At 40.5% G+C, this 19,569-nt stretch carries 20 protein-coding genes; 17 read left to right on the plus strand and 3 right to left on the minus strand.

Annotated features, from left to right (window positions below; all coding sequences use genetic code 11):
* Positions 1-170: 170 nt before the first annotated feature.
* The 17 genes from NGM62_RS19625 to NGM62_RS19705 all read left to right on the plus strand — a co-directional run bounded on the left by NGM62_RS19625 (position 171) and on the right by NGM62_RS19705 (position 18,231).
* Complete coding sequence (locus tag NGM62_RS19625) at positions 171-1,274, plus strand: NAD-dependent epimerase (RefSeq protein WP_262250013.1); 1,104 nt, start codon at positions 171-173, stop codon at positions 1,272-1,274.
* Complete coding sequence (locus NGM62_RS19630; RefSeq protein ID WP_262250014.1) at positions 1,255-1,614, plus strand: UDP binding domain-containing protein; 360 nt, start codon at positions 1,255-1,257, stop codon at positions 1,612-1,614. The genes NGM62_RS19625 and NGM62_RS19630 overlap by 20 nt, the downstream gene beginning before the upstream one ends.
* Before the next feature lie 10 nt (positions 1,615-1,624).
* Positions 1,625-2,740, plus strand: a complete 1,116-nt coding sequence (gene wecB, locus NGM62_RS19635) for a non-hydrolyzing UDP-N-acetylglucosamine 2-epimerase (RefSeq protein WP_262250015.1) — start codon at positions 1,625-1,627, stop codon at positions 2,738-2,740.
* Positions 2,741-2,752: 12 nt separating this feature from the next.
* Positions 2,753-3,961 carry a UDP-N-acetyl-D-mannosamine dehydrogenase gene (gene wecC, locus NGM62_RS19640; RefSeq protein ID WP_262250016.1) on the plus strand — a complete coding sequence of 403 codons (1,209 nt, stop codon included), beginning with the start codon at positions 2,753-2,755 and terminating at the stop codon, positions 3,959-3,961.
* 19 nt (positions 3,962-3,980) lie between these two features.
* On the plus strand, positions 3,981-5,123 hold the full coding sequence (locus NGM62_RS19645) for a glycosyltransferase (protein ID WP_262250017.1): 1,143 nt from the start codon (positions 3,981-3,983) through the stop codon (positions 5,121-5,123).
* A 143-nt stretch (positions 5,124-5,266) separates the two neighbouring features.
* Complete coding sequence (locus tag NGM62_RS19650; protein ID WP_262250018.1) at positions 5,267-6,739, plus strand: lipopolysaccharide biosynthesis protein; 1,473 nt, start codon at positions 5,267-5,269, stop codon at positions 6,737-6,739.
* The gene (locus tag NGM62_RS19655) at positions 6,736-7,899 is read left to right on the plus strand and encodes a CapA family protein (protein ID WP_262250019.1); all 1,164 of its coding nucleotides are present in this window, start codon (positions 6,736-6,738) and stop codon (positions 7,897-7,899) included. Before NGM62_RS19650 ends, NGM62_RS19655 begins: the two co-directional genes overlap by 4 nt.
* Positions 7,868-8,881, plus strand: a complete 1,014-nt coding sequence (locus tag NGM62_RS19660; protein WP_262250020.1) for an ATP-grasp domain-containing protein — start codon at positions 7,868-7,870, stop codon at positions 8,879-8,881. The genes NGM62_RS19655 and NGM62_RS19660 overlap by 32 nt, the downstream gene beginning before the upstream one ends.
* A gap of 5 nt (positions 8,882-8,886) precedes the next feature.
* Positions 8,887-10,158, plus strand: coding sequence for an O-antigen ligase family protein (locus tag NGM62_RS19665; protein WP_262250021.1), 1,272 nt, complete (start codon positions 8,887-8,889; stop codon positions 10,156-10,158).
* A gap of 6 nt (positions 10,159-10,164) precedes the next feature.
* Entirely contained in the window at positions 10,165-11,337 is a 1,173-nt protein-coding gene (locus tag NGM62_RS19670; protein ID WP_262250022.1) for a hypothetical protein, read from the plus strand.
* Between the two features lie 8 nt (positions 11,338-11,345).
* Positions 11,346-12,521 (plus strand): hypothetical protein, encoded by a 1,176-nt coding sequence (locus NGM62_RS19675; protein ID WP_262250023.1) that lies wholly within the window; start codon positions 11,346-11,348, stop codon positions 12,519-12,521.
* A gap of 43 nt (positions 12,522-12,564) precedes the next feature.
* Positions 12,565-13,803, plus strand: a complete 1,239-nt coding sequence (locus tag NGM62_RS19680) for a glycosyltransferase family 4 protein (protein WP_262250024.1) — start codon at positions 12,565-12,567, stop codon at positions 13,801-13,803.
* A 2-nt stretch (positions 13,804-13,805) separates the two neighbouring features.
* Positions 13,806-14,414: a sugar transferase gene (locus tag NGM62_RS19685; protein WP_262250025.1), complete on the plus strand. Its 609-nt coding sequence runs from the start codon at positions 13,806-13,808 to the stop codon at positions 14,412-14,414.
* A complete protein-coding gene (locus tag NGM62_RS19690) occupies positions 14,411-15,214 on the plus strand; it encodes a formyltransferase family protein (protein WP_262250026.1) in 804 nt (267 codons plus the stop codon). The genes NGM62_RS19685 and NGM62_RS19690 overlap by 4 nt, the downstream gene beginning before the upstream one ends.
* A complete protein-coding gene (locus NGM62_RS19695; protein WP_262250027.1) occupies positions 15,192-16,082 on the plus strand; it encodes a 1-aminocyclopropane-1-carboxylate deaminase/D-cysteine desulfhydrase in 891 nt (296 codons plus the stop codon). The genes NGM62_RS19690 and NGM62_RS19695 overlap by 23 nt, the downstream gene beginning before the upstream one ends.
* A gap of 1 nt (position 16,083) precedes the next feature.
* Positions 16,084-17,094: an ATP-grasp domain-containing protein gene (locus tag NGM62_RS19700; RefSeq protein ID WP_262250028.1), complete on the plus strand. Its 1,011-nt coding sequence runs from the start codon at positions 16,084-16,086 to the stop codon at positions 17,092-17,094.
* A 6-nt stretch (positions 17,095-17,100) separates the two neighbouring features.
* Positions 17,101-18,231, plus strand: coding sequence for a DegT/DnrJ/EryC1/StrS family aminotransferase (locus NGM62_RS19705; protein ID WP_262250029.1), 1,131 nt, complete (start codon positions 17,101-17,103; stop codon positions 18,229-18,231).
* Between the two features lie 35 nt (positions 18,232-18,266).
* Here the strand turns inward: NGM62_RS19705 and NGM62_RS19710 are convergent, their stop codons facing one another.
* From NGM62_RS19710 to NGM62_RS19720, 3 genes are read right to left on the minus strand one after another with little or no spacing between them, the layout of a single operon-like run.
* Positions 18,267-18,668, minus strand: a complete 402-nt coding sequence (locus NGM62_RS19710) for a hypothetical protein (protein WP_262250030.1) — start codon at positions 18,666-18,668, stop codon at positions 18,267-18,269.
* The gene (locus NGM62_RS19715) at positions 18,668-19,213 is read right to left on the minus strand and encodes a hypothetical protein (RefSeq protein ID WP_262250031.1); all 546 of its coding nucleotides are present in this window, start codon (positions 19,211-19,213) and stop codon (positions 18,668-18,670) included. The genes NGM62_RS19710 and NGM62_RS19715 overlap by 1 nt, the downstream gene beginning before the upstream one ends.
* Before the next feature lie 12 nt (positions 19,214-19,225).
* On the minus strand, positions 19,226-19,495 hold the full coding sequence (locus NGM62_RS19720; RefSeq protein WP_262250032.1) for a hypothetical protein: 270 nt from the start codon (positions 19,493-19,495) through the stop codon (positions 19,226-19,228).
* Positions 19,496-19,569: the final 74 nt, after the last annotated feature.

Raw genomic sequence — 19,569 nt, forward strand, 5'->3', positions numbered from 1 at the left:
CATCAAGGACCACATGATGAAACCCCCGTTCGTGTTCGATGGCAGGAAGTTACTGGGGAAAAACAACTTCCGCGAACTGGACTTCCAATACTATGTGATTGGTGAATCTAAGGCATAAACCCACACTTCAACGAGTAAGTGTATTTATAAAGTAGTGATCGAACAAAAGAATGAGTAAAAAAACGATATTAGTCACCGGAACAGCGGGCTTTATTGGCTTCCACTTGGCTGAAGCCTTATTGAGACAAGGACACCACGTAGTTGGCATTGACAGCATCAATGACTATTACGATGTCGACCTCAAGTATACGCGGCTGGCTGTTAGTGGAATTACAAAAGACAAAATCCGACCCGGGACACCGATTCAAAGCCAGTTGCATGCCAACTACGTATTCCAGCAACAGGACATCGCCGACCGTTCGGATGTGGAGCAGCTGTTCACTGACTATGCCTTTGATTGCGTCATCCACTTAGCCGCCCAACCGGGCGTGCGTTATTCCTTAGAAAATCCCCACGCCTATATACAGGCGAATGTGGTCGGCTTTATAAATATTCTGGAGTGCTGTCGACACCATCGGATCCAGCACTTGGTCTATGCCTCTAGCTCATCGGTCTACGGTATGAACGCCAAGACTCCCTTTAACGAAGATGACCCAGTCGATCATCCAGTGAGCCTATATGCCGCTACTAAAAAGAGCAACGAACTGATGGCTCATACGTATAGCCACTTGTATCAATTGCCGACTACTGGCCTACGCTTTTTTACGGTATACGGACCTTGGGGCCGGCCGGATATGGCGCCGATGCTGTTCGCGGATGCCATTTCCAAGGGGGAGTCGATTAAAGTATTTAATGGCGGAGATATGCAACGCGACTTCACCTATGTGGACGATATAGTAGAAGGGGTCATCCGGGTGAGTGAGAACCCTCCTACCGCGCAAGAAACCCGACCGTTTTATCGCTTGTTTAACATCGGCAATTCCCAACCCGTGGCGCTGATGGATTTTATTCGGGCAATGGAGTACGGCATGGACAAAGAAGCCCAACTGGCCCTGTATCCTATGCAGCCGGGCGACGTCAAAGTGACGTTCGCTGATACCCGAAAACTGGAAGCCGCCACAGGTTACAAGCCAGGTACGGATTTGGATACAGGTGTGCACCGTTTCGTAGCTTGGTATCGGGATTATCAATCAGGACGATTTGTGAATGATCGGACGGGAGCCTTTGTAGCCAGCAAACAAAGTCAAGAAGCTGATGATCCGGAAAGACCATAAAATTAAGGATTCCCGTACCTTGATTATGGGTATCACCTTTAAAGAAAACTGTCCCGATATCCGTAATACGCGAGTGGTAGACATCTACCAAGAACTCGTGCAGTTTGGCTTAACGGTCGATATTTATGATCCTTGGGCCGATTCTAAAGAGGTAAAACAAGGATATGGGTTGGATATATTGAATCAAGTTGATGACAACGTAGTCTACGATGCCATTGTAGTGGCGGTGGCCCACAATGAGTTCCTCGATTTCAATTACCAGCAAGTAAAACGCAATAACGGGGTGATTTTTGACACGAAGGCGTGCTTAGATCGAACCCTCGTAGATGGAAGATTGTAAAACAATAATTATGAAGAAAAACTTAATCGTATTTGGTACTAGACCCGAGGCTATTAAAATGGCCCCACTCGTGAAGGAATTTAAAAAGCACTCCGATATGGATACGCGGGTTTGCGTGACGGCGCAACATCGGGAAATGCTAGACCAGGTGCTGGATTTTTTTGAGATCCAGCCAGAATATGACTTGAACCTGATGAAGCCCGGCCAAAACCTGTATAGTCTCACGGCCGACATTATTACGGGCCTGAAACCTGTACTCGAGGAATTCCAACCCAATTATGTGTATGTGCATGGAGATACCACGACAACCATGGCATCGAGCATTGCCGCTTTTTATGCTGGTGCACAGGTTTGTCATGTGGAGGCGGGGCTTCGGACCCATAATAAGCGAGCACCGTTTCCTGAGGAGATTAATAGACAGATTGCCGGTCGCGTATGCGATTACCATTTTGCGCCCACCGAAGCTTCACGTCAAAACTTACTTAATGAGAATGTCGCTGAAGGAAGCATCTTAGTAACCGGCAACACGGTGATAGACGCCCTGTTTGACAGTTCAGAGCGCGTTAAGAACTTGGATAATTCCGAAATCAATACACTCAAGGATATCATCGATTCAAGGAAACGGTTGATTCTTGTGACAGGACACCGCAGGGAGAACCACGGTCAGGGTTTCATAAACATTTGCGAAGCGCTAAAGGCGATTGCTGTCTCCAATCCCGATGTACAGATCATCTATCCAGTACACCTTAACCCGAATGTTAAAAAGCCTGTTTATGAAATCCTGTCGGATATAGATAATATCGAGCTAATTGAGCCCTTAGCCTACCCCGCTTTCGTTTGGTTAATGAATCAGGCTTACCTCATTATTACCGATTCAGGAGGTGTTCAGGAAGAGGCGCCCAGTTTGGGTAAACCTGTACTGGTTATGCGCGAAACCACGGAGCGGCCGGAGGCCGTTGAAGCAGGTACGGTAATCTTAGTCGGTACAGATAAGCAAAAGATTACTATGGAAGCACAGGCCTTATTAGACGACGTCAATCGATACCAGGTCATGAGTGCATTGCATAATCCTTATGGAGATGGGAAGGCCTGCGCCCGAATTGTTAACTTTATCAAAAACTTATAATAACATATAACGATGCAAGCAAAAGTAGTTACCGTTGGCTTGGGGTACATTGGATTGCCCACGTCGGCACTTATTGCCAACAGTGGTATCCCAGTTCATGGCGTGGATGTTTCCCAACATGTTGTGGACACCATCAACGCCGGCAAGATCCATATTGTCGAGCCCGAATTGGATAAAGCTGTAGCTCAAGGCGTGGAGGCCGGTTATTTGAAAGCCGATACCAAGCCTGTGGTGGCAGACACGTATTTGGTAGTAGTTCCTACCCCTTTCAAGGGTGACCACCAACCTGATATTTCGTACGTTCAGGCTGCAACCGAAAACATCATTCCGTTGCTTAAAGAAGGGGATTTGTATATTATCGAGTCAACTTCACCGGTGGGTACGACGGAGAAGATGATGGAACTCATCTACTCAAAACGACCCGAACTGGAAGGAAAAGTCTATTTGGCGTATTGCCCCGAACGTGTATTACCAGGTAATGTGATGCATGAGCTGGTACACAATGACCGGGTTATTGGAGGTGTTGACGAACAGTCAACGGAAAAGGCGATGGAGTTTTATAGACAGTTTGTCGTTGGCGAACTCCATGCGACCAACGCTCGTACCGCCGAAATGTGCAAATTGACCGAAAATGCGTCGCGTGATTCACAAATAGCGTTTGCCAATGAGCTTTCCTTGATTTGCGACAAAGCGGGTATCAATGTATGGGAATTAATCCGCTTGGCGAATAAACACCCAAGGGTCAATATTTTACAACCTGGGTGCGGAGTAGGTGGCCATTGCATTGCGGTTGACCCGTACTTTATCACAGCCGATTTTCCCATGGAATCGCGGATGATTGCTCAAGCTCGTGCAACCAATAACTACAAACCCTTCTGGTGCGCAGAAAAAGTCAAGTCTGCTCGATTAGAGTTTGAACTGAAGCATGGTCGCCAGCCATCCATTGCTATTATGGGCTTAGCTTTTAAACCGAATATCGATGACTTACGTGAGTCCCCTGCCATCCATATCACAGAGCGCATCCTACAAGATGCGGGCGATGCCGATTTATACATAGTCGAACCGAACGTAGAAGAACACAAAGTATTCAAACTCACCAACTATAGGGATGCTGTGGGTAAAGCCGACATAGTGGTTCTGCTTGTCGCTCACAATGAATTCAAATCCTTAGATTATGACGAGGAACAGATTGTGCTAGATTTTTGTGGCGTTAGAAAATAGATGAATTTATTATTATCAGATGAAAAATCTAACAGTCGTTTCGAGCAACTATCCATCTGACAGATTTCCTGCACGAGGTGCATTTGTCTATAATTTAGTGCAAAAGTTATGTGATTATTATGAAGTTACGGTCATCGCACCGTATAAAATCACAAACTTCCTCACAGCGAATCGTACTAATTATGGGGTCGAACGGGCTCGGGTCATCAGGCCTCGTTACGTTTCACTAGGAAACCGGAAATTACTTGGGATTGATTTTGGGAAATTAAGTCTATACTTTGCTAAAAGAGCAGTATATAAAATTTTAAAGTCTCTGCCCAAACCGGATTTAATATATACGCATTTTTTTTCAAGTGGGTTACTAACAGAAAAGTTTGTTGCCGAAAGCAGCACTCCGTTAATCGTAGCATCTGGAGAATCGTCGTATAAAAGCAGAATAGTTTTTGATAAGAACAGAATCCAAAAGTTTTTAAAGCTGGTGGATTTTGTGGTATGCGTTTCAGAGACTAATTTTGATGCAGTGGAAGCATTAGGCTACGACCCTAGAAAAATGAAAGTGATTCCCAATTCTGTGGATTACGAGCTATTTGCTCCTATTGATAAATTGGAAGCTCGTAAAAAATTGGGGGTTTCGCCGCAAAAATTTGTCGTCGGCTTTATTGGTCATTTTATCCATAGAAAGGGAGTCAACCGCGTCGTGGATGCAATTTCAATGCTAAACGACCCAGATATTGCTCTCATTGCCGTCGGCAAGGGAGAGAAAGCTAGATCTGAAGTGTTTGTTAAATACTTAGAGCCTATGCCTAACTCACAGCTGCCAGGTATAATTAGTGCGTTCGATATCTTTGTCCTACCGACATTAAGCGAAGGACACTGCAATGTCATCGAAGAGGTTAAGGCTTGTCTTGTACCCGTGGTCAGCTCAAAGGGTACGAGCGTTGAAAAACAACTGAACACTCGTACCGGCATACTCCTTGACCCAATGAATATAAACGAAATTGCAGAAAACATCAAGTTACTGAAAGATGATCCAACCCGAATTAATAATATGAAAAAGGCGTTGGATGATGAGCGAGGTAGTAATTCTTTGAGTGTAAGAGCAAAAAAGATATCAGCCGTGATAGATAAGATCGTGGGTGGGTCATCAAGAATTCAGTCGTAAACTTAACACGAATAACAGGTAGCTTGTATGACAGCCTTTATTTTAGTTGGTTCTAATTGAAAACTATAAATTGTACAATAGGTTCGCACCTCAAATAAGGTTCTTTTGTGAGATTAACAACCAACACTTTTGTAAAGCAATAAATGAGCTTAAGAAACAAAGCCCTGGGGGGTGTCTTTTGGACGTTTACTCAACAGTTTAGTGTCCAGATTATAAACTTATTAGTCCAAATAGTCCTCGCTCGTCTGTTAATGCCTGAAGCATTCGGAGTCATAGCTTTATTACAAATTTTTGTGTCAATCGGACAGATTTTAATGGACAGTGGTATGACTTCTTCATTGATTAGAACGAAAGATGCTGATCAAAGGGACTATTCGACAGTTTTTTTTATGAACCTATCGATAAGTATAGGTGTTTATATCTTTTTATTTGCGCTTTCGCCACGCATTGCTGGTTTCTTTGGCCAGCCTATTATTACCTCGATTCTTAGAGTATACGCATTAAGCTTTGTTATACAAGCGCTTTATAGCGTGCAAGTTACTCGACTCACAAAGCAAATGAACTTTAAACTGCAAATGTTAATGCAGATACCTTCATCCATAATTGGGGGTGTTGTGGGTATTTCGTTAGCATTCACTGGGTTTGGAGTATGGAGCTTGGTTTGGTTAAATCTAGCGACGACTAGTTGTTTAATGCTCCAATACTGGATTCGAATTAGCTGGAAACCATCTCCTATAGTTGATGGTAAGCTCCTTAGAAAGCACTTCAATTTTGGCTATAAATTAGCGCTTTCTAGCCTGTTAACTGAGGTTTATCGGAACTCTTATACATTTATTATTGGAAAGGTGTATTCCACCACACAACTTGGATATTATAATCAAGCGAATACATTGAAGATGTTTCCTGTTAGGAATTTGACTACAGCACTTCAAAAAGTTACCTATCCACTTTTTTCCCAAATACAAGATGATGACATTCAACTAAAGAAAGTATTTCGTAGGATTACATCAGTTGTTTTATATGTTGTCGTGCCGATGATGTTCTATCTGATTGTTGTCGCGGATCCTTTGTTTCGACTCGTTTTAACAGAAAAATGGTTGCCGGCCGTTCCCTACTTTCAAGTATTATGTATAAGTGCTGTTTTTTATCCGTTAAGTTTATATAATCTTAATATCATTTCCGCAAAAGGCAGGAGTGATCTACATTTTAGACTTGAAATAATTAAGAAGGTACTCGCATCTCTTTTCTTACTTTTGATTATACCTTATGGTATATGGGGTATTGTTTATGCCCAAGCAATTAGTCTCGTCATTCATTATATTGTTAATGCATATTATAGTGGAAAGATGATTAATTATAGCCTATCTCAGCAACTTAAAGATGCTCTCCCAGTATTTGTAATTGCAGTTTTGGCTGTAATCATAAGCGTATGTGTAGATAGATTATTGGTCTCCTGGGTTTCCCATTTAGACGTCTTACGTCTAATTTTTGATTTTGTTGTGTTTTTTTTTACATATATTGCTCTTTCCTACATTGTTAGGGTAAAAGCTCTTAAAGAAGTTAAATCAATATTTATTGAAATAAAGCGAAAGTCGTTTAAAGTGAAAAAACAATGAAAATACTTATTGCGGGTGATTTAGTAATACCCGAAAGCGTTGGGTCTGAAAACTTATTAGCAGATGACGTTAAAGGTCTTTTCCAAACTTCAGACTATAATATCCTGAATTTGGAATGTACCGTGACGGATGCAGGCATAGAAAGCCAAATAATTAAAACCGGTCCCCACCTGAAGGGTAATGAATATCTAATAAAATCGGTTCTTAGAGATCTTAAGATAAATTTAGTTACTCTCGCTAATAATCATATTTTAGACTACGGTGCTAAAGGTTTAGTTGATACTATTGAGTTTTGCAAAACTCAAGGGGTTGAATTTGTTGGCGCAGGGAGAACACTACATGAGGCTCAACGGCCTACACGAGTTATTATAGATGGTATCCGCATTTCAATAGTTAACTTTGCTGAGAATGAATGGGCTAGCTCGACTGAACAAACTGCTGGTGCTAATCCTATGGATATTGTTGAGAATGTAAGGGTTATCAAAAAAGAAAAAAAGAACTCTGACTTCGTATTTGTGATTATTCATGGTGGACACGAGTACTACAATTTACCTAGTCCAAGAATACAAAAGCAATATAGATTTTATGTTGACAATGGTGCGGATTTGATTGTAGGTCATCATCCTCATTGTATTAGCGGACATGAAATCTATAATGGGGTTCCCATTTATTATAGTTTGGGGAATTTCCTATTTGCAAAGGAAAAAAACACGAATGGATGGTATCTTGGTATAGTACTCGCATTAAATATCTCCAATAATGGCACTATAGAAACTCAAGCTATACCCGTACAATTGGACCGAACTAGCTTTATACTCAAAACGCTGCCGGATGACGAAGAAAAAGCATTTAATAATGACTTTCAGAAGTTTAATGAAATCATTGGCAATAAGGAAAAATTAGAAAAGAGTTGGGAAGAGTATGTGTCGTCAAGAACATATCAGTTTTTAAACAATTGGTCTCCAGCGTCGTTCATAAAGAACAGATATATTTATGGGTTAATGAATAAGCTAGGTTTTTCGAGATTTCTCATGAATGAACACTATACGAAAGCGAAATTAAACTTGATAAGATGTGAAGCCCATGCCGATTTATCTAAAAAGATTTTAAAAAAACATTTAAGTAGCAATGAAATCGATAAAATTAGCAATCCATCATAGAGCAGGAAGCTTTTCCGAACAATGGATAGCCTATTGTCGCGAAAAAAAAATCCCGTTTAAGATAGTAAATTGTTATCATTCTGATATTATTCAGCAACTGCAGGATTGTGATGCCTTAATGTGGCATCACGATTTTACTGTCTACCAAGACTTGCTTTTTGCGAAGGAGTTGTTATTCTCGATACAGCATTCGGGCAAAAAAGTTTTTCCCGACTTTCATAGTACATGGCACTATGACGATAAGATCGGTCAAAAGTATCTATTGGAAAGCATAGGAGCTCCAGTTATTCCGACATATGTTTTTTATGACAAAAAAAGTGCTTTAACATGGATTAGAGATGTTACTTTTCCTAAAGTCTTCAAACTGAAAGGAGGCTCAGGAGCAAGGAATGTTAGGCTCGTTAAAAACCAACGACAAGCAAGAAAACTAGTTAACCGGTGTTTTGGAAGAGGGTTCTCACAGTATAATAAGTTCGGTAGTATAAAAGAAAGAATAAGGAGGTTCAGAGAAGGGAAAGCACCTTTTTATCGTATCCTCACCGGTATCGGGCGAGTTTTTATTGTTCCTGAAAAAGCAAGAATGGTTGGGGCAGAAAAGGGGTATGCGTATTTCCAAGAATTTATCCCTAACAATGATTATGACATACGTCTTATAGTTATTGGAGACAAAGCTTATGGCATGAAACGTATGAATAGAAAAAACGACTTTCGAGCCTCTGGAAGTGCCAACTTTGTTTACGACCCGATCCCCCCCCGGGTCCTCAAAATCGCTTTTGAAACAAGCGAGAAGCTAAAGCTTCAAAGTGTAGCCTTTGACTTTGTATACGATGAAGAACGAAATCCTTTAATAGTTGAAATAAGTTATTGTTTTGGGACCAAAGGATCGAGTAAATGTCCTGGTTATTGGGATAAAGATTTGAACTGGTACGAAGGACAGTTCGACCCACAAGGGTGGATGGTAGAGAACCTTATAAAGCAGTAAATTTGATGTCGGAAATGAAAAGCACACGACAGGTTTTAATTAAAGCAGCGTCTCTGTTTATTGTTTTTTCATTTCTTTTGCCAGTGATTAAAGTGGGAGGAGTGGGGTTTAAGCCCGACTTGATCGCGCTAGTACTAGTGACCCCATTTCTTCTGCTAACCCGTAAAATCCACCGATTTAAAATTACAAAACGCTTCAAGTTTATAGCAATATTGTTGTTGTTTACTATGGCTGTCTCAAATAATTTTGGGGCATACAGGTGGGGGCCATCCAATTATTCTTTTCTTTTCCCTACCGAATATTTACAAATATTTTCTAGGGTGGGGGTATTCTTTCTTTTTATATATGTTGGTAACTTCCAAGTCGTAACGGAAAGATACTTTATAAAGTTTTTAAGTGTTGTGTTCTTAATCGGGTTAATCTGGGGTACTGCGCAGTTCTTAGGAATAGGGTTTGTTAATAAAATATCAGTTGATTTTTATGCGTTAACAGGTAAGCAACAGGTGGGGTTTGAGCGAGCAAATGTACGCGGGTTTGGTACCGCTGGGAATATTATTACTTGGGGCGGGCTGTGCTGTATTATTTTCTACTTCTACTATTTTCTTTGTGATTATTCTAGAGTTCTTAAGGTGTCCGGCTGTCTTCTGAGTATTGCAAATATCGCCTTCAGCGCCAGTCGAGCGTCTATGATTGCGCTCCTACTGTCTTTTCTCTTAGTATTCTTACTCAAAATTATCTTGGAGCGTAATTTTGTTAAAACGTTAAGAACAATTACGTCAGTAGTGATCGGGATAACTGTCCTGTATTTAATTGCTATACAAATTATACCAGACAGGATCTCCTATATTGAATCGAGATTCACATATGCTGAACGCGACATGACCGAAGAAGGAAGGGGGAGACAAATCGCATTTTTCTTCCACTTGTTTAGTCAAGATAGTAACAACTTTTTGTTTGGTATAGGCAAGCCTGTTTTGAATGATATTGATTATTTAGAAGTAGAACCAGCGTTTTTATTTATTGCATATGGTGTGGTGGGAGTTCTGCTTCACTATTTGCTCGTATATTATTATTACCGCACAGTGTGGGAGACTAAGGAAATATCGAAATCTAGATTCTTGTTTTTGTTTTCAATCATGACGGCAATGCTTATATTCTCCCTCGGATTCTTTTTTTTCAGAGAACCATACTCTGGCATGCTTTTTTGGAGCTTAGCAGGGTACTTCCTTGGTTGCTCCATGAGAGAACAAACAACTATGTTAAGTTTTAAAAAATAATTTACTATGACGTTAAAATCCACAATCTGTAGTCTTCTGCTAGTTACGTTGATGTTGCAAGCTGTTTATCCACAGCAAGGTCAGAGTCTTTGGCTTGAGAGTTTTGAGAGAGAACTATCTGGCGAGGAAGGATTCCATCCTGACGGGAAGAAAAAAAACACACTGAATCAGATACTCACAATAAGTAAGTCTGGAAATTCATTTAATTTCATGTACTTAGGGCCTCTAGTAGACGCGTTAAATAATATGTACTTAGCAAGTGACGATGAGAAATACCTAAAATATAATCATCAAATACTGGAAAATCTAATCACGGCAAGCACAGACTCAAAAATTAAGAAAGGTGCTAAGTCATGGTATGTCTCTTCTAATCAAGAAGCATACAGTGGCGCAAATGGCAACGAATGGATGCTATTTGAAGGTCATCTCTTTCGATATATTGTACAGTATTTATATATAGTTCAAGACAGGTTTTCAAAACTGGAGTCGGAAGATATAAAGTCTAATTTTTCTAAACAAGTAGAGTTCGTCGTTCTTAATGTTTGGGATAAGTGGATAACTCACAGTGTAGCAACACATGGTGACCTCACTAATTTTTATGGTGTTAGGCTGCATATTGGCTCTCATTGGGCTACAATAGCTATCTTCCTCGAGGACATGGTAGAAGATGAAGCAAAACAAAACGAATTAAGGAGGTTTTACTCATCTTACAACTTCCATCTACGGAGAAATATCGGGTTAACGAATGACAAGCTTTATTGGGATTCAACCTGGGATACTCCCTTTCTTGCCGCACATATAGATCGAAGGAGCCGAGGTTATGACAAAAAAAGGACGCAAGATGTGGCCCATGGGAACCACGTTCTTCAGTATATATACAGTGCCGTCAAGTTAAAAAAGGGGTGGTCAAAAACCGACGTCAATTTTTTTTCTCAAGTTTTTCTCAAAAATGTTATAAATCAAGAGAATTTGATAAGTAGAGATGTTGATGGAAGCGGTGACTATAGTTACAGAAATATATCAGATGGTTGGGCAAAATTGGCTTTTTATAACGATGACGTTAAGTCTAAACTTTACGAGTATTATAAGAAGAATCAATCAAATGTGGAGCAGAGTTATCAGAACCTACAATTCTTTGCAGTTATGTGTTTACTCGAGTCTAAATCTCAACATCATTAATATCATACATGAGAGTTTGTCATTTAATCAAAACAACCGCGCTAAAATCTGATGGACGATTACAAAAGTGGATAAAATCCCTAAAGGTTAAGGGATATCACTCGGATATACTTATCCTGCAAGATAATAATAGTGATAGTTACGAAGAAGGCCCTTATAATAGCGCGGTTAATAAAATTGCACTACAAAGCCGAAGGCTATTTAAACAACGGAAAGGTTATTTTTTTAAAGTACCTGAATACGCGATAAAAACCTTTTTTTTTCTGAGAAAGCAGAAGAATACCGACGTATTTGTTTTTCATGATGTACAGCAATATTTAAATCTTTTCATAGCGACTATTTTTTTTAGGAATAAACAAATAATATGGGACTTGCATGAATTGCCCCATAACGTTATGTTTAGACACTCATTGTTTCGTTCCTTTTTAAAGTACTTATTAAAAAACGTTGATGTTGTCATTTATACTAATCAAGAACGAAGAGATTATATTATTGATAAGCTAAATGTTCAAGAGAAAGCGTATACCATTCTCAATAATTTCCCGGACTTAGATTACATAAATAAAAACAAGACACCTCTTCCGACAGAACTCAAGAGTTTAAGGCCAGACCTCCCTTATATTATCTGGCTTGGTGCCGCTACTGCAGGTAGAAACTTTGACACTTTTTTAAAAACTTATGATACTGTACTAAGTAGTCGTTTTAATCTCGTGATTTTAGGTAGAATAGATTCCGAGTTCCGTTTGATATTAAATAAATATATAGATGTTAAATATTGTTATAATGCATTTATACCTCAACAGAAAATGATTAATTATATTGATAATGCTTATTTCTCAGTAGTGCTTTATAATTGCCAGAATCCAAATAATTTGTATTGTGAACCAAATCGACTTTATCAATTAATCACTCGCCACATACCTTGTGTAGTCGGCCATAATCCTACAATGAGTAATATTATAAACAAAACAGGAGGCGCAGTGGTATTATCTGACGATGGTAGCGAGGTTCAATACTTAAGTCAGAGCATCAATGAGCTGCTGACGAGTTTAAATGATTTCAAGACACGGCTGGAAACTAATTCGATAATTGAAAAGCTAAATTGGGACGACCAGTTTGATAATGATGTTGCACCTTTAGTACGTGGTCATTTCAAAAGTAAGCTAAAGGTAGATACAATCTGACCGTTTGATAAACCAGCGTCATGTACTAGCGTCAAGTTCTAATATGAAAATTTTAAATATACTTTTAATCCATCAATACTTCAAAGAGTCCGAGATTACTGGTGGCGCTCGTTTTAATGAGATGGTCCGTGTCTGGAAAGCAGAAGGTCACCATGTAACTGTGATATCAGGCAATCTGGATGGGCCATCGGCGGTAAAGCGATCGGAATATAAGGGAAAGTTTGTGGTTAGAAAACATCAAGAGGGAGTTGAAGTCTTGAGATGCTATGTTTCTGAGTCATACAACAAAAGCTTTCTGGGCCGATTGTGGGCGTATTTTTCGTTTGTGTTTTCTGGAACGTTTGCTGGTCTTTTTAGGGTAAAGGGTAAGTACGATGTCATTCTGGTAACGAGCCCCCCACTTTTTGTAGGAATCATTGCTTATATTCTTTCAAAGGCTAAGCGTATTCCATTTGTGTTTGAGATAAGGGATCTTTGGCCTGAATCTGCAATTGACACCGGAATATTGTCAAATAAGACGATAATTAAATTTGCATACTGGTTTGAACGTTTTATTTATCGTCGAGCGAAGTTAATTAATGTTCTTACTCCAGCATTTCGTTCAACGTTGATTGAAAAAAAAGGGGTTCCAGCGTCAAAAATAATCGAAATACCTAACGCGGCAGACTTTGATATGTCAGACAAATTGTTAGCCGATTTTGATGCGAGTGAATTCAAGGAGGAACTAGGATGGAAAGAGAAGTTTGTTATAATTTATGTCGGGGCTCATGGGGTTGCAAACGGCCTACATCAGATATTGGAGACAGCTGATATATTAAAGGAAACTAACGCGCTTTTCGTACTAATCGGGGATGGAATGAAGAAAAATCAGTTAATAGCAGAAGCAAAAAGGTTGAATTTGAATAATGTTATTTTTAAAGAACCGATACCGAAGAAAGAAGTTCTAAAGTTTGTCTTAGCGTCTGATATGGGGACTTCTGTTTTAATAAAGAATGATACCTTTAAAACGGTTTATTCTAATAAAACGTTTGATTATATGTCTTGTAAAAAGCCCATTCTAATGGCTATTGATGGCGTGTCAAGGGAATTAGTAGAGGTAGCTGATGCTGGTATTTACGTTCAGCCTGAAAACCCTAACGACTTTGCCAACAAAGTACTTCTCTACATGAATGATAAAAAAAAAATAGAAAGTCAAGGAGAGAATGGCTATCATTACGCCAAAAGGAATTTTGACCGTAATAAGTTAGCGGTTAAATATTTAAATGAACTTAAGAAAATCTAAAGATGTATAGATTGTTCTTTAAAAGGTTTTTAGACATTTGTTGTTCCATAATCGGACTCATGATATTGTCACCCTTTTTTATTTTTGTATTGATTGTTTTAACTTATTTAAATCGCGGCAAACCTTTTTTCTTTCAACAGAGGCCAGGTAAGAACGAACGTTTGTTTAAAATCATCAAGTTTAAATCGATGAATGACGCAACGGACGAACACGGGAACCTGCTCCCAGATTCCCAGCGCTTGACCCCTGTGGGAGCTTTCGTTCGTAAAACCTCATTGGATGAGATTCCCCAATTGATTAATGTTCTTAAAGGCGATATGAGCTTAATCGGGCCACGACCATTATTAGTACGATACTTAGATTATTATACCCCACGCGAAAAACTCAGACACAGTGTTCGGCCCGGAATTACGGGGTGGGCTCAAGTAAATGGCCGGAACACCATAAATTGGGATGAGCGCTTAGAGCTTGATGTACAGTATGTGGAAAATCTTTCGTTTAGACTGGATATAATGATTTTATGGAAGACGGTTAAAAGCGTTATCCAACGAAAAGATATAGTTTTAATCCCAGGAGAGACAATGTCTACTCTTGACAAACATAGGCAATGAGAAAGGTTATAGTTTTTGGTAACGTTCCGCTTGCAACTTGGGTGGTTGAGCGAATATTATCCCATTCCAAACTTGATTTAGTAGGTGTTGTTTGTGATCCGTATGAAGAAGATCATTTTCACAATCATGGAATGAGTGAAAAAAGCTTATATAGTTACTGTTTAAATAACGAGATAAAAATTCTTGGATTTGATGAGGCCGGAGATCTTGCGAATAAAACATCAATTCTTGGAGTATCTGTGCGATATCATCGCCTGTTTAAAAAGGAGTATTATGAACGCTTTAATCCGGGAATAATAAATCTTCATGGGGGGGAATTACCTAGATATAGAGGGGCGAACATTGCGAATTATGCTATACTTGAAAGTGCACCACGAATTGGGGGTACCCTTCACTTTATTGCTGAGGGTATCGATAGTGGAGATATTGTCGAGCGAGTAACTAAAAAAGTTGATATTAATAAAATGACTGCTTTTGGTTTTTTTTCTAAAACTCTTGAAGCATTGAAAGAAGCATTTACTTTGTTTCTGGAACGTAACGATGTACAGGATGAAAGCTTAGAGCTGAAAGCTACTCCACAAACTGTTTACGAAGAAGCTGGAGAAGTTAACCGACTCTACTATAAAAAAAACATTGAGAAAAAAAGAATGTTGAGTTTTTCAGATGTTGGAGAATGGGAAGAGTTATATCGGCTTGCTAGGGCGTACACTTTCCCAGGACATGAAGGTTTGGTTTTAGTCAATGGCGATGAGAAGATAGAACTTAGAGTTGTGAGTGATGATCGAGCAGATTCACAATAGAACGGCAATTTTCCGCGACGACCTCTACCCCTTTTTAGGGGGTGGCAATAAGGGGCGGAAAATGGATGCCATTGCGGTAGATATTTTCAATCAAAAAGCCAATGCGCTAGTAACTACGGGGGGGATACAATCCAATCATTGCAGGGCTGTTGCCGTGTTCAGTGCACAGCACGGTATGGATTGCACACTGGTTTTACACGGTTCGAAAGAAGCGTTTTATAGCCAATCCGGTAATGCGAAAATCATGCGCTTGTCTGGAGCTGATATCATCTTTGTAGACGAAGCAAAGCACATTGGACAGGCCATGGATAGCGCTATGGACACGTATCGCAAACGGAGCCTCAACCCTTATTATATTTGGGGAGGTGGCCACACAATGGAAGGAGGAAAAGCTTATATTGATGCGGTCGACGAGCTAAATACATACTGCAAACAAAACAACTGGCAACCCTCTCATCTTTTTTTGGCTTCTGGTACAGGTTCTACGCAGTCCGGTATATTGGCAGGCTTGGATAAGCTGGACATGGACACCCGCGTGGTCGGAATATCTGTTGGGAGAAAGTCGAAGCAAGCAGAAACTATCGTGCGGGACTTTTACCGTGATCTTTGTACGTATTACCAAATTGCCTGCAAAGATAAGTCATCCGTTGTTTTGGATGATTATCTTTGTGGCGGTTACGGCAGCTATAATCAGGACATCAAAGACATAAGCGACCGGTCGCTAAAAGACTACGGATTCACATTGGATACTTGTTATACGGCCAAGGCTTTTTACGGTATGCTCGATTATATTGACAACCATAATATTAACCCGAAAGATGTGCTTTTTTGGCATACTGGCGGTGTTTTTAATTTTTTAGCAGAATAAGATGAATATCCTTTTTACCTGCGCTGGGCGGCGAAATTACCTTGTGAACTATTTCAAAGAAGCTTTGGACGGTACAGGGAAGGTGTTTGCTACGGATATGCAGCTTACCGCTCCTGCCTTAGTTGACGCTGATGTGGCTATAAAAGTGCCCGCGATATACGATCAAGCCTACATACCGTCATTGATAAATATTATAAAAGAGAATCGAATTCATGCGGTCATTTCCTTAAACGATCTTGAGCTTCCAATCTTGTCGGCAAATAAACCGGCCTTAGAGGCTTTGGGAACAAAGGTAATCGTGGCAGAAGAAGATGTGATAGATATTGCCTTTGACAAATGGGAAACTGTTAAATTCCTGGAAAAACACGGGCTAAGATCTCCGAAAACATTTATTGATTTAGAAGCTGCATTCCAGGCAATAGATGCCGAAGAGTTATCATTCCCGTTGGTCATTAAACCAAGATGGGGTAGCGCTTCAATCGGCATTGATTTCCCGGAAAACAAAGAGGAGCTAGAGTTGGCGTACCGATTACAATCTGTCCGGTTGAAAAAGACGATTCTTGCTGAAGCAAGCAAGGAAGATGCAGATCGTGCTATCTTAATTCAAGAGAAGATCCCAGGTAGCGAATACGGGATGGACGTTCTGAATGACTTTGAAGGCAATTACTTCGGAACATTTGTAAGGCAAAAGCTGGCGATGCGCTCAGGCGAAACAGACAAAGCGATTTCGGTTATCGATAAACGATTTGAAGAAGTTGGAAGAGTGATAGGTACGCACCTCAAGCATATCGGTAACCTAGACTGTGATGTGTTTGAGCATGATGGAGAGCTGTATGTGCTGGAGCTAAACCCTCGTTTTGGTGGGGGCTATCCATTTTCGCACGAAGCAGGTAATAATACGGCAAGAATTTACATCGAATGGTTAAAAGGTAATCAGGATGTTTCGCGGTTCTCCAGCTATCGTCCAGGAGTGATGCTTGCGAAATGTGACCGCCTATTAAAAGTTAATTAGTAATAAATGAACCCTAAAATCTGGCTCTCCTCTCCCCACATGGGCAGTAAAGAATTTGAATACGTAAAAGAAGCGTTTGATACGAATTGGATTGCACCATTAGGCCCACACGTAAACGGCTTTGAACAAGACATTGCGACCCGATTAGGCCACGGGGTACATGTGGCTGCGTTGAGTGCGGGCACCGCCGCCCTCCATCTTGCACTCATCCAGCTTGGTGTGCAGTACGGCGATGAGGTGATCTGTCAATCCATGACATTTTCGGCATCTGCAAACCCGATTAAATATCAAGGTGCTATTCCGGTATTCGTAGACAGCGAGTCCGATACATGGAACATGGATCCAGAAGTGCTACGGGAGACGATTCGCGATCGCTTCTCTAGGGGCAAGAAGCCTAAAGCTATTATAGTAGTACACCTCTACGGAATGCCGGCTAAGATGGACGAAATTTTGGCTGTGGCTAAGGAATTTGATATTCCGGTTATCGAAGATGCCGCTGAGGCACTCGGGTCTATGTATAAAGGTAGAGCTGCCGGAACATTCGGTGATTTTGGCATTCTTTCTTTTAACGGCAATAAAATCATCACTACCTCTGGTGGAGGAGCCTTAGTGTCTAAGAGTGAGGAAGCGATAAGGCATACGCGATTTCTAGCTACCCAGGCCCGAGATAGCGCGCCGCACTATCAACATTCACACGTGGGTTATAACTACCGGATGAGTAATGTGTGCGCGGGTATTGGCCGCGGACAAATGGAGGTACTGACCGACCGTGTGAATAGGCGCCGGGAGATTAATCAATACTATCGTGAAGCATTTAAAGACTTGGACGGGATCACGTTCCTTTCTGAACCATCGGCTGATTATTATTCGAACTTTTGGCTGACTACCGTCCTAGTTGACCATCCGGAAGTTACGCGAGAGGATATTCGTTTGGCACTCGAAGCGGACAATATCGAGTCGCGCCCCCTATGGAAGCCAATGCACCTGCAGCCTGTATTTGAAGATGCGCCATTTTATGGCGACGGCACCTCCGAAAGATTATTTGAAAAGGGGCTGTGTTTACCGTCAGGGTCGAATTTAATAGAGGATGACCTTCAACGGGTGGTAAAAATAGTGCGGAGGTTATTTGTGGACTAGATTGGTCGGGTTTAAGAACATGGTTTTTGATAGGCTTAAGTGCCGGATGATGGACCACCCGATATGTCGAGGCTCGTAAAAGCAATTGCACTGGCAGCGAGTTGTCTCGCCTGTTGCCTCGTAGTTATATTATAAATAGACGAGTGAGCGTAGTTGTCCGGTAGTGGTGTATGCTTGCATTCGCAGCCCAAAGATATAGGTACAGCAGCTTTAATCTTTACCAAAGCATGGGTGTCAATATCGAAGGTGGTATATATATCGTCAACCAAACGCTCCAAATTTACGGAGAGCGCATTATCCAAATCAAGTTTGGATATCTTGAAAACAGCACTTGTAATTCTACCATTAGTGATAAAATTAGGGATTCTTTTCACTCTGCGGTGCAATGTGTCTTCGTCGGTAATGGTATGTATTTCAGGCTCGGCTTGCGTAGTCATTATTGAAAATATTCTGCAATATAATCTATGGTGTCAAGAGGCAAAGTAACCGTGTCAATTAATGAATTGCTTTGATTAAATTTGAGTAACTCAAACGAGTCGTCAAACACTTCCAGCTCATAATCAAAAGGAGGAGCTGAAATGTCGATCTGAATTCCCCCGTTGTCCAACGGATAACAAATGTCCACTTTAAAACGGGCTGAATTCTCTATGTTACGAATTAAGCGGATGCTATTTAAAATGGCGGCTTCCGATGGTTTGGTAGCACCATACCCATTCCAGTCGTCTTCCAATGTCCGGAATGACTTAACTGCCTCAATGCTCTCGGAGTCTCTTATCTGAATCGTTTCCGGGAGTGAATAACGAGGCAATACAACCATTTCAGCAGTATCAAAAACATCAATTATTGGTGCCTGGCGAATATCAGTTGAATACCTGCCGATGGATATCCTCTTCGGGCTAAGAGATGAATAGCCAAGAGCGCCATCGAGCAAAAGGTTTGGCGGACAATCAGTATTGGACGAAGAATACGTTGTATCAATCATTTTTTATCCAGACTATTCCTTCCCAAGACTCTCGTCTTTTTTTATTTGATCACTAAAATTTTTAAACATATCTGCTATCCTATGAAAGTGTGGCGTAGTTGAAATGAGCCTGTGTGTTATCCTAGAGGAGTTATTATTGGGGTTTTTAAGGCATATACCAATTTCAACTTCTTCTTGGTTTGCAGATAAAATCATAACCTGATTAGTAAATATAGCAGGTATAAGATCGTTCCACATTAATTGATGGCCCTGACCCTCGTCGTTAGGCACTTTTTTGTCCATCTTATTTATTTTTAATTTTATGCTTAATGACACTAGTGTCCCATTAAAATTGGGACGTTTTAAAAATTAAATAA

It is taken from the genome of Parapedobacter soli, assembly GCF_025460835.1.
GTDB classification, from domain to species: Bacteria; Bacteroidota; Bacteroidia; order Sphingobacteriales; family Sphingobacteriaceae; genus Parapedobacter; species Parapedobacter soli.

Coding starts and splice junctions, on each gene's coding strand:
- NGM62_RS19625 (WP_262250013.1), top strand. CDS start 171: ATGAGTAAAAAAACGATATTAGTCACCGGAACAGCGGGCTTTATTGGC.
- NGM62_RS19630 (WP_262250014.1), top strand. CDS start 1,255: ATGATCCGGAAAGACCATAAAATTAAGGATTCCCGTACCTTGATTATG.
- wecB (WP_262250015.1), top strand. CDS start 1,625: ATGAAGAAAAACTTAATCGTATTTGGTACTAGACCCGAGGCTATTAAA.
- wecC (WP_262250016.1), top strand. CDS start 2,753: ATGCAAGCAAAAGTAGTTACCGTTGGCTTGGGGTACATTGGATTGCCC.
- NGM62_RS19645 (WP_262250017.1), top strand. CDS start 3,981: ATGAAAAATCTAACAGTCGTTTCGAGCAACTATCCATCTGACAGATTT.
- NGM62_RS19650 (WP_262250018.1), top strand. CDS start 5,267: ATGAGCTTAAGAAACAAAGCCCTGGGGGGTGTCTTTTGGACGTTTACT.
- NGM62_RS19655 (WP_262250019.1), top strand. CDS start 6,736: ATGAAAATACTTATTGCGGGTGATTTAGTAATACCCGAAAGCGTTGGG.
- NGM62_RS19660 (WP_262250020.1), top strand. CDS start 7,868: ATGAAATCGATAAAATTAGCAATCCATCATAGAGCAGGAAGCTTTTCC.
- NGM62_RS19665 (WP_262250021.1), top strand. CDS start 8,887: ATGTCGGAAATGAAAAGCACACGACAGGTTTTAATTAAAGCAGCGTCT.
- NGM62_RS19670 (WP_262250022.1), top strand. CDS start 10,165: ATGACGTTAAAATCCACAATCTGTAGTCTTCTGCTAGTTACGTTGATG.
- NGM62_RS19675 (WP_262250023.1), top strand. CDS start 11,346: ATGAGAGTTTGTCATTTAATCAAAACAACCGCGCTAAAATCTGATGGA.
- NGM62_RS19680 (WP_262250024.1), top strand. CDS start 12,565: ATGAAAATTTTAAATATACTTTTAATCCATCAATACTTCAAAGAGTCC.
- NGM62_RS19685 (WP_262250025.1), top strand. CDS start 13,806: ATGTATAGATTGTTCTTTAAAAGGTTTTTAGACATTTGTTGTTCCATA.
- NGM62_RS19690 (WP_262250026.1), top strand. CDS start 14,411: ATGAGAAAGGTTATAGTTTTTGGTAACGTTCCGCTTGCAACTTGGGTG.
- NGM62_RS19695 (WP_262250027.1), top strand. CDS start 15,192: ATGATCGAGCAGATTCACAATAGAACGGCAATTTTCCGCGACGACCTC.
- NGM62_RS19700 (WP_262250028.1), top strand. CDS start 16,084: ATGAATATCCTTTTTACCTGCGCTGGGCGGCGAAATTACCTTGTGAAC.
- NGM62_RS19705 (WP_262250029.1), top strand. CDS start 17,101: ATGAACCCTAAAATCTGGCTCTCCTCTCCCCACATGGGCAGTAAAGAA.
- NGM62_RS19710 (WP_262250030.1), bottom strand. CDS start 18,668: ATGACTACGCAAGCCGAGCCTGAAATACATACCATTACCGACGAAGAC.
- NGM62_RS19715 (WP_262250031.1), bottom strand. CDS start 19,213: ATGATTGATACAACGTATTCTTCGTCCAATACTGATTGTCCGCCAAAC.
- NGM62_RS19720 (WP_262250032.1), bottom strand. CDS start 19,495: ATGGACAAAAAAGTGCCTAACGACGAGGGTCAGGGCCATCAATTAATG.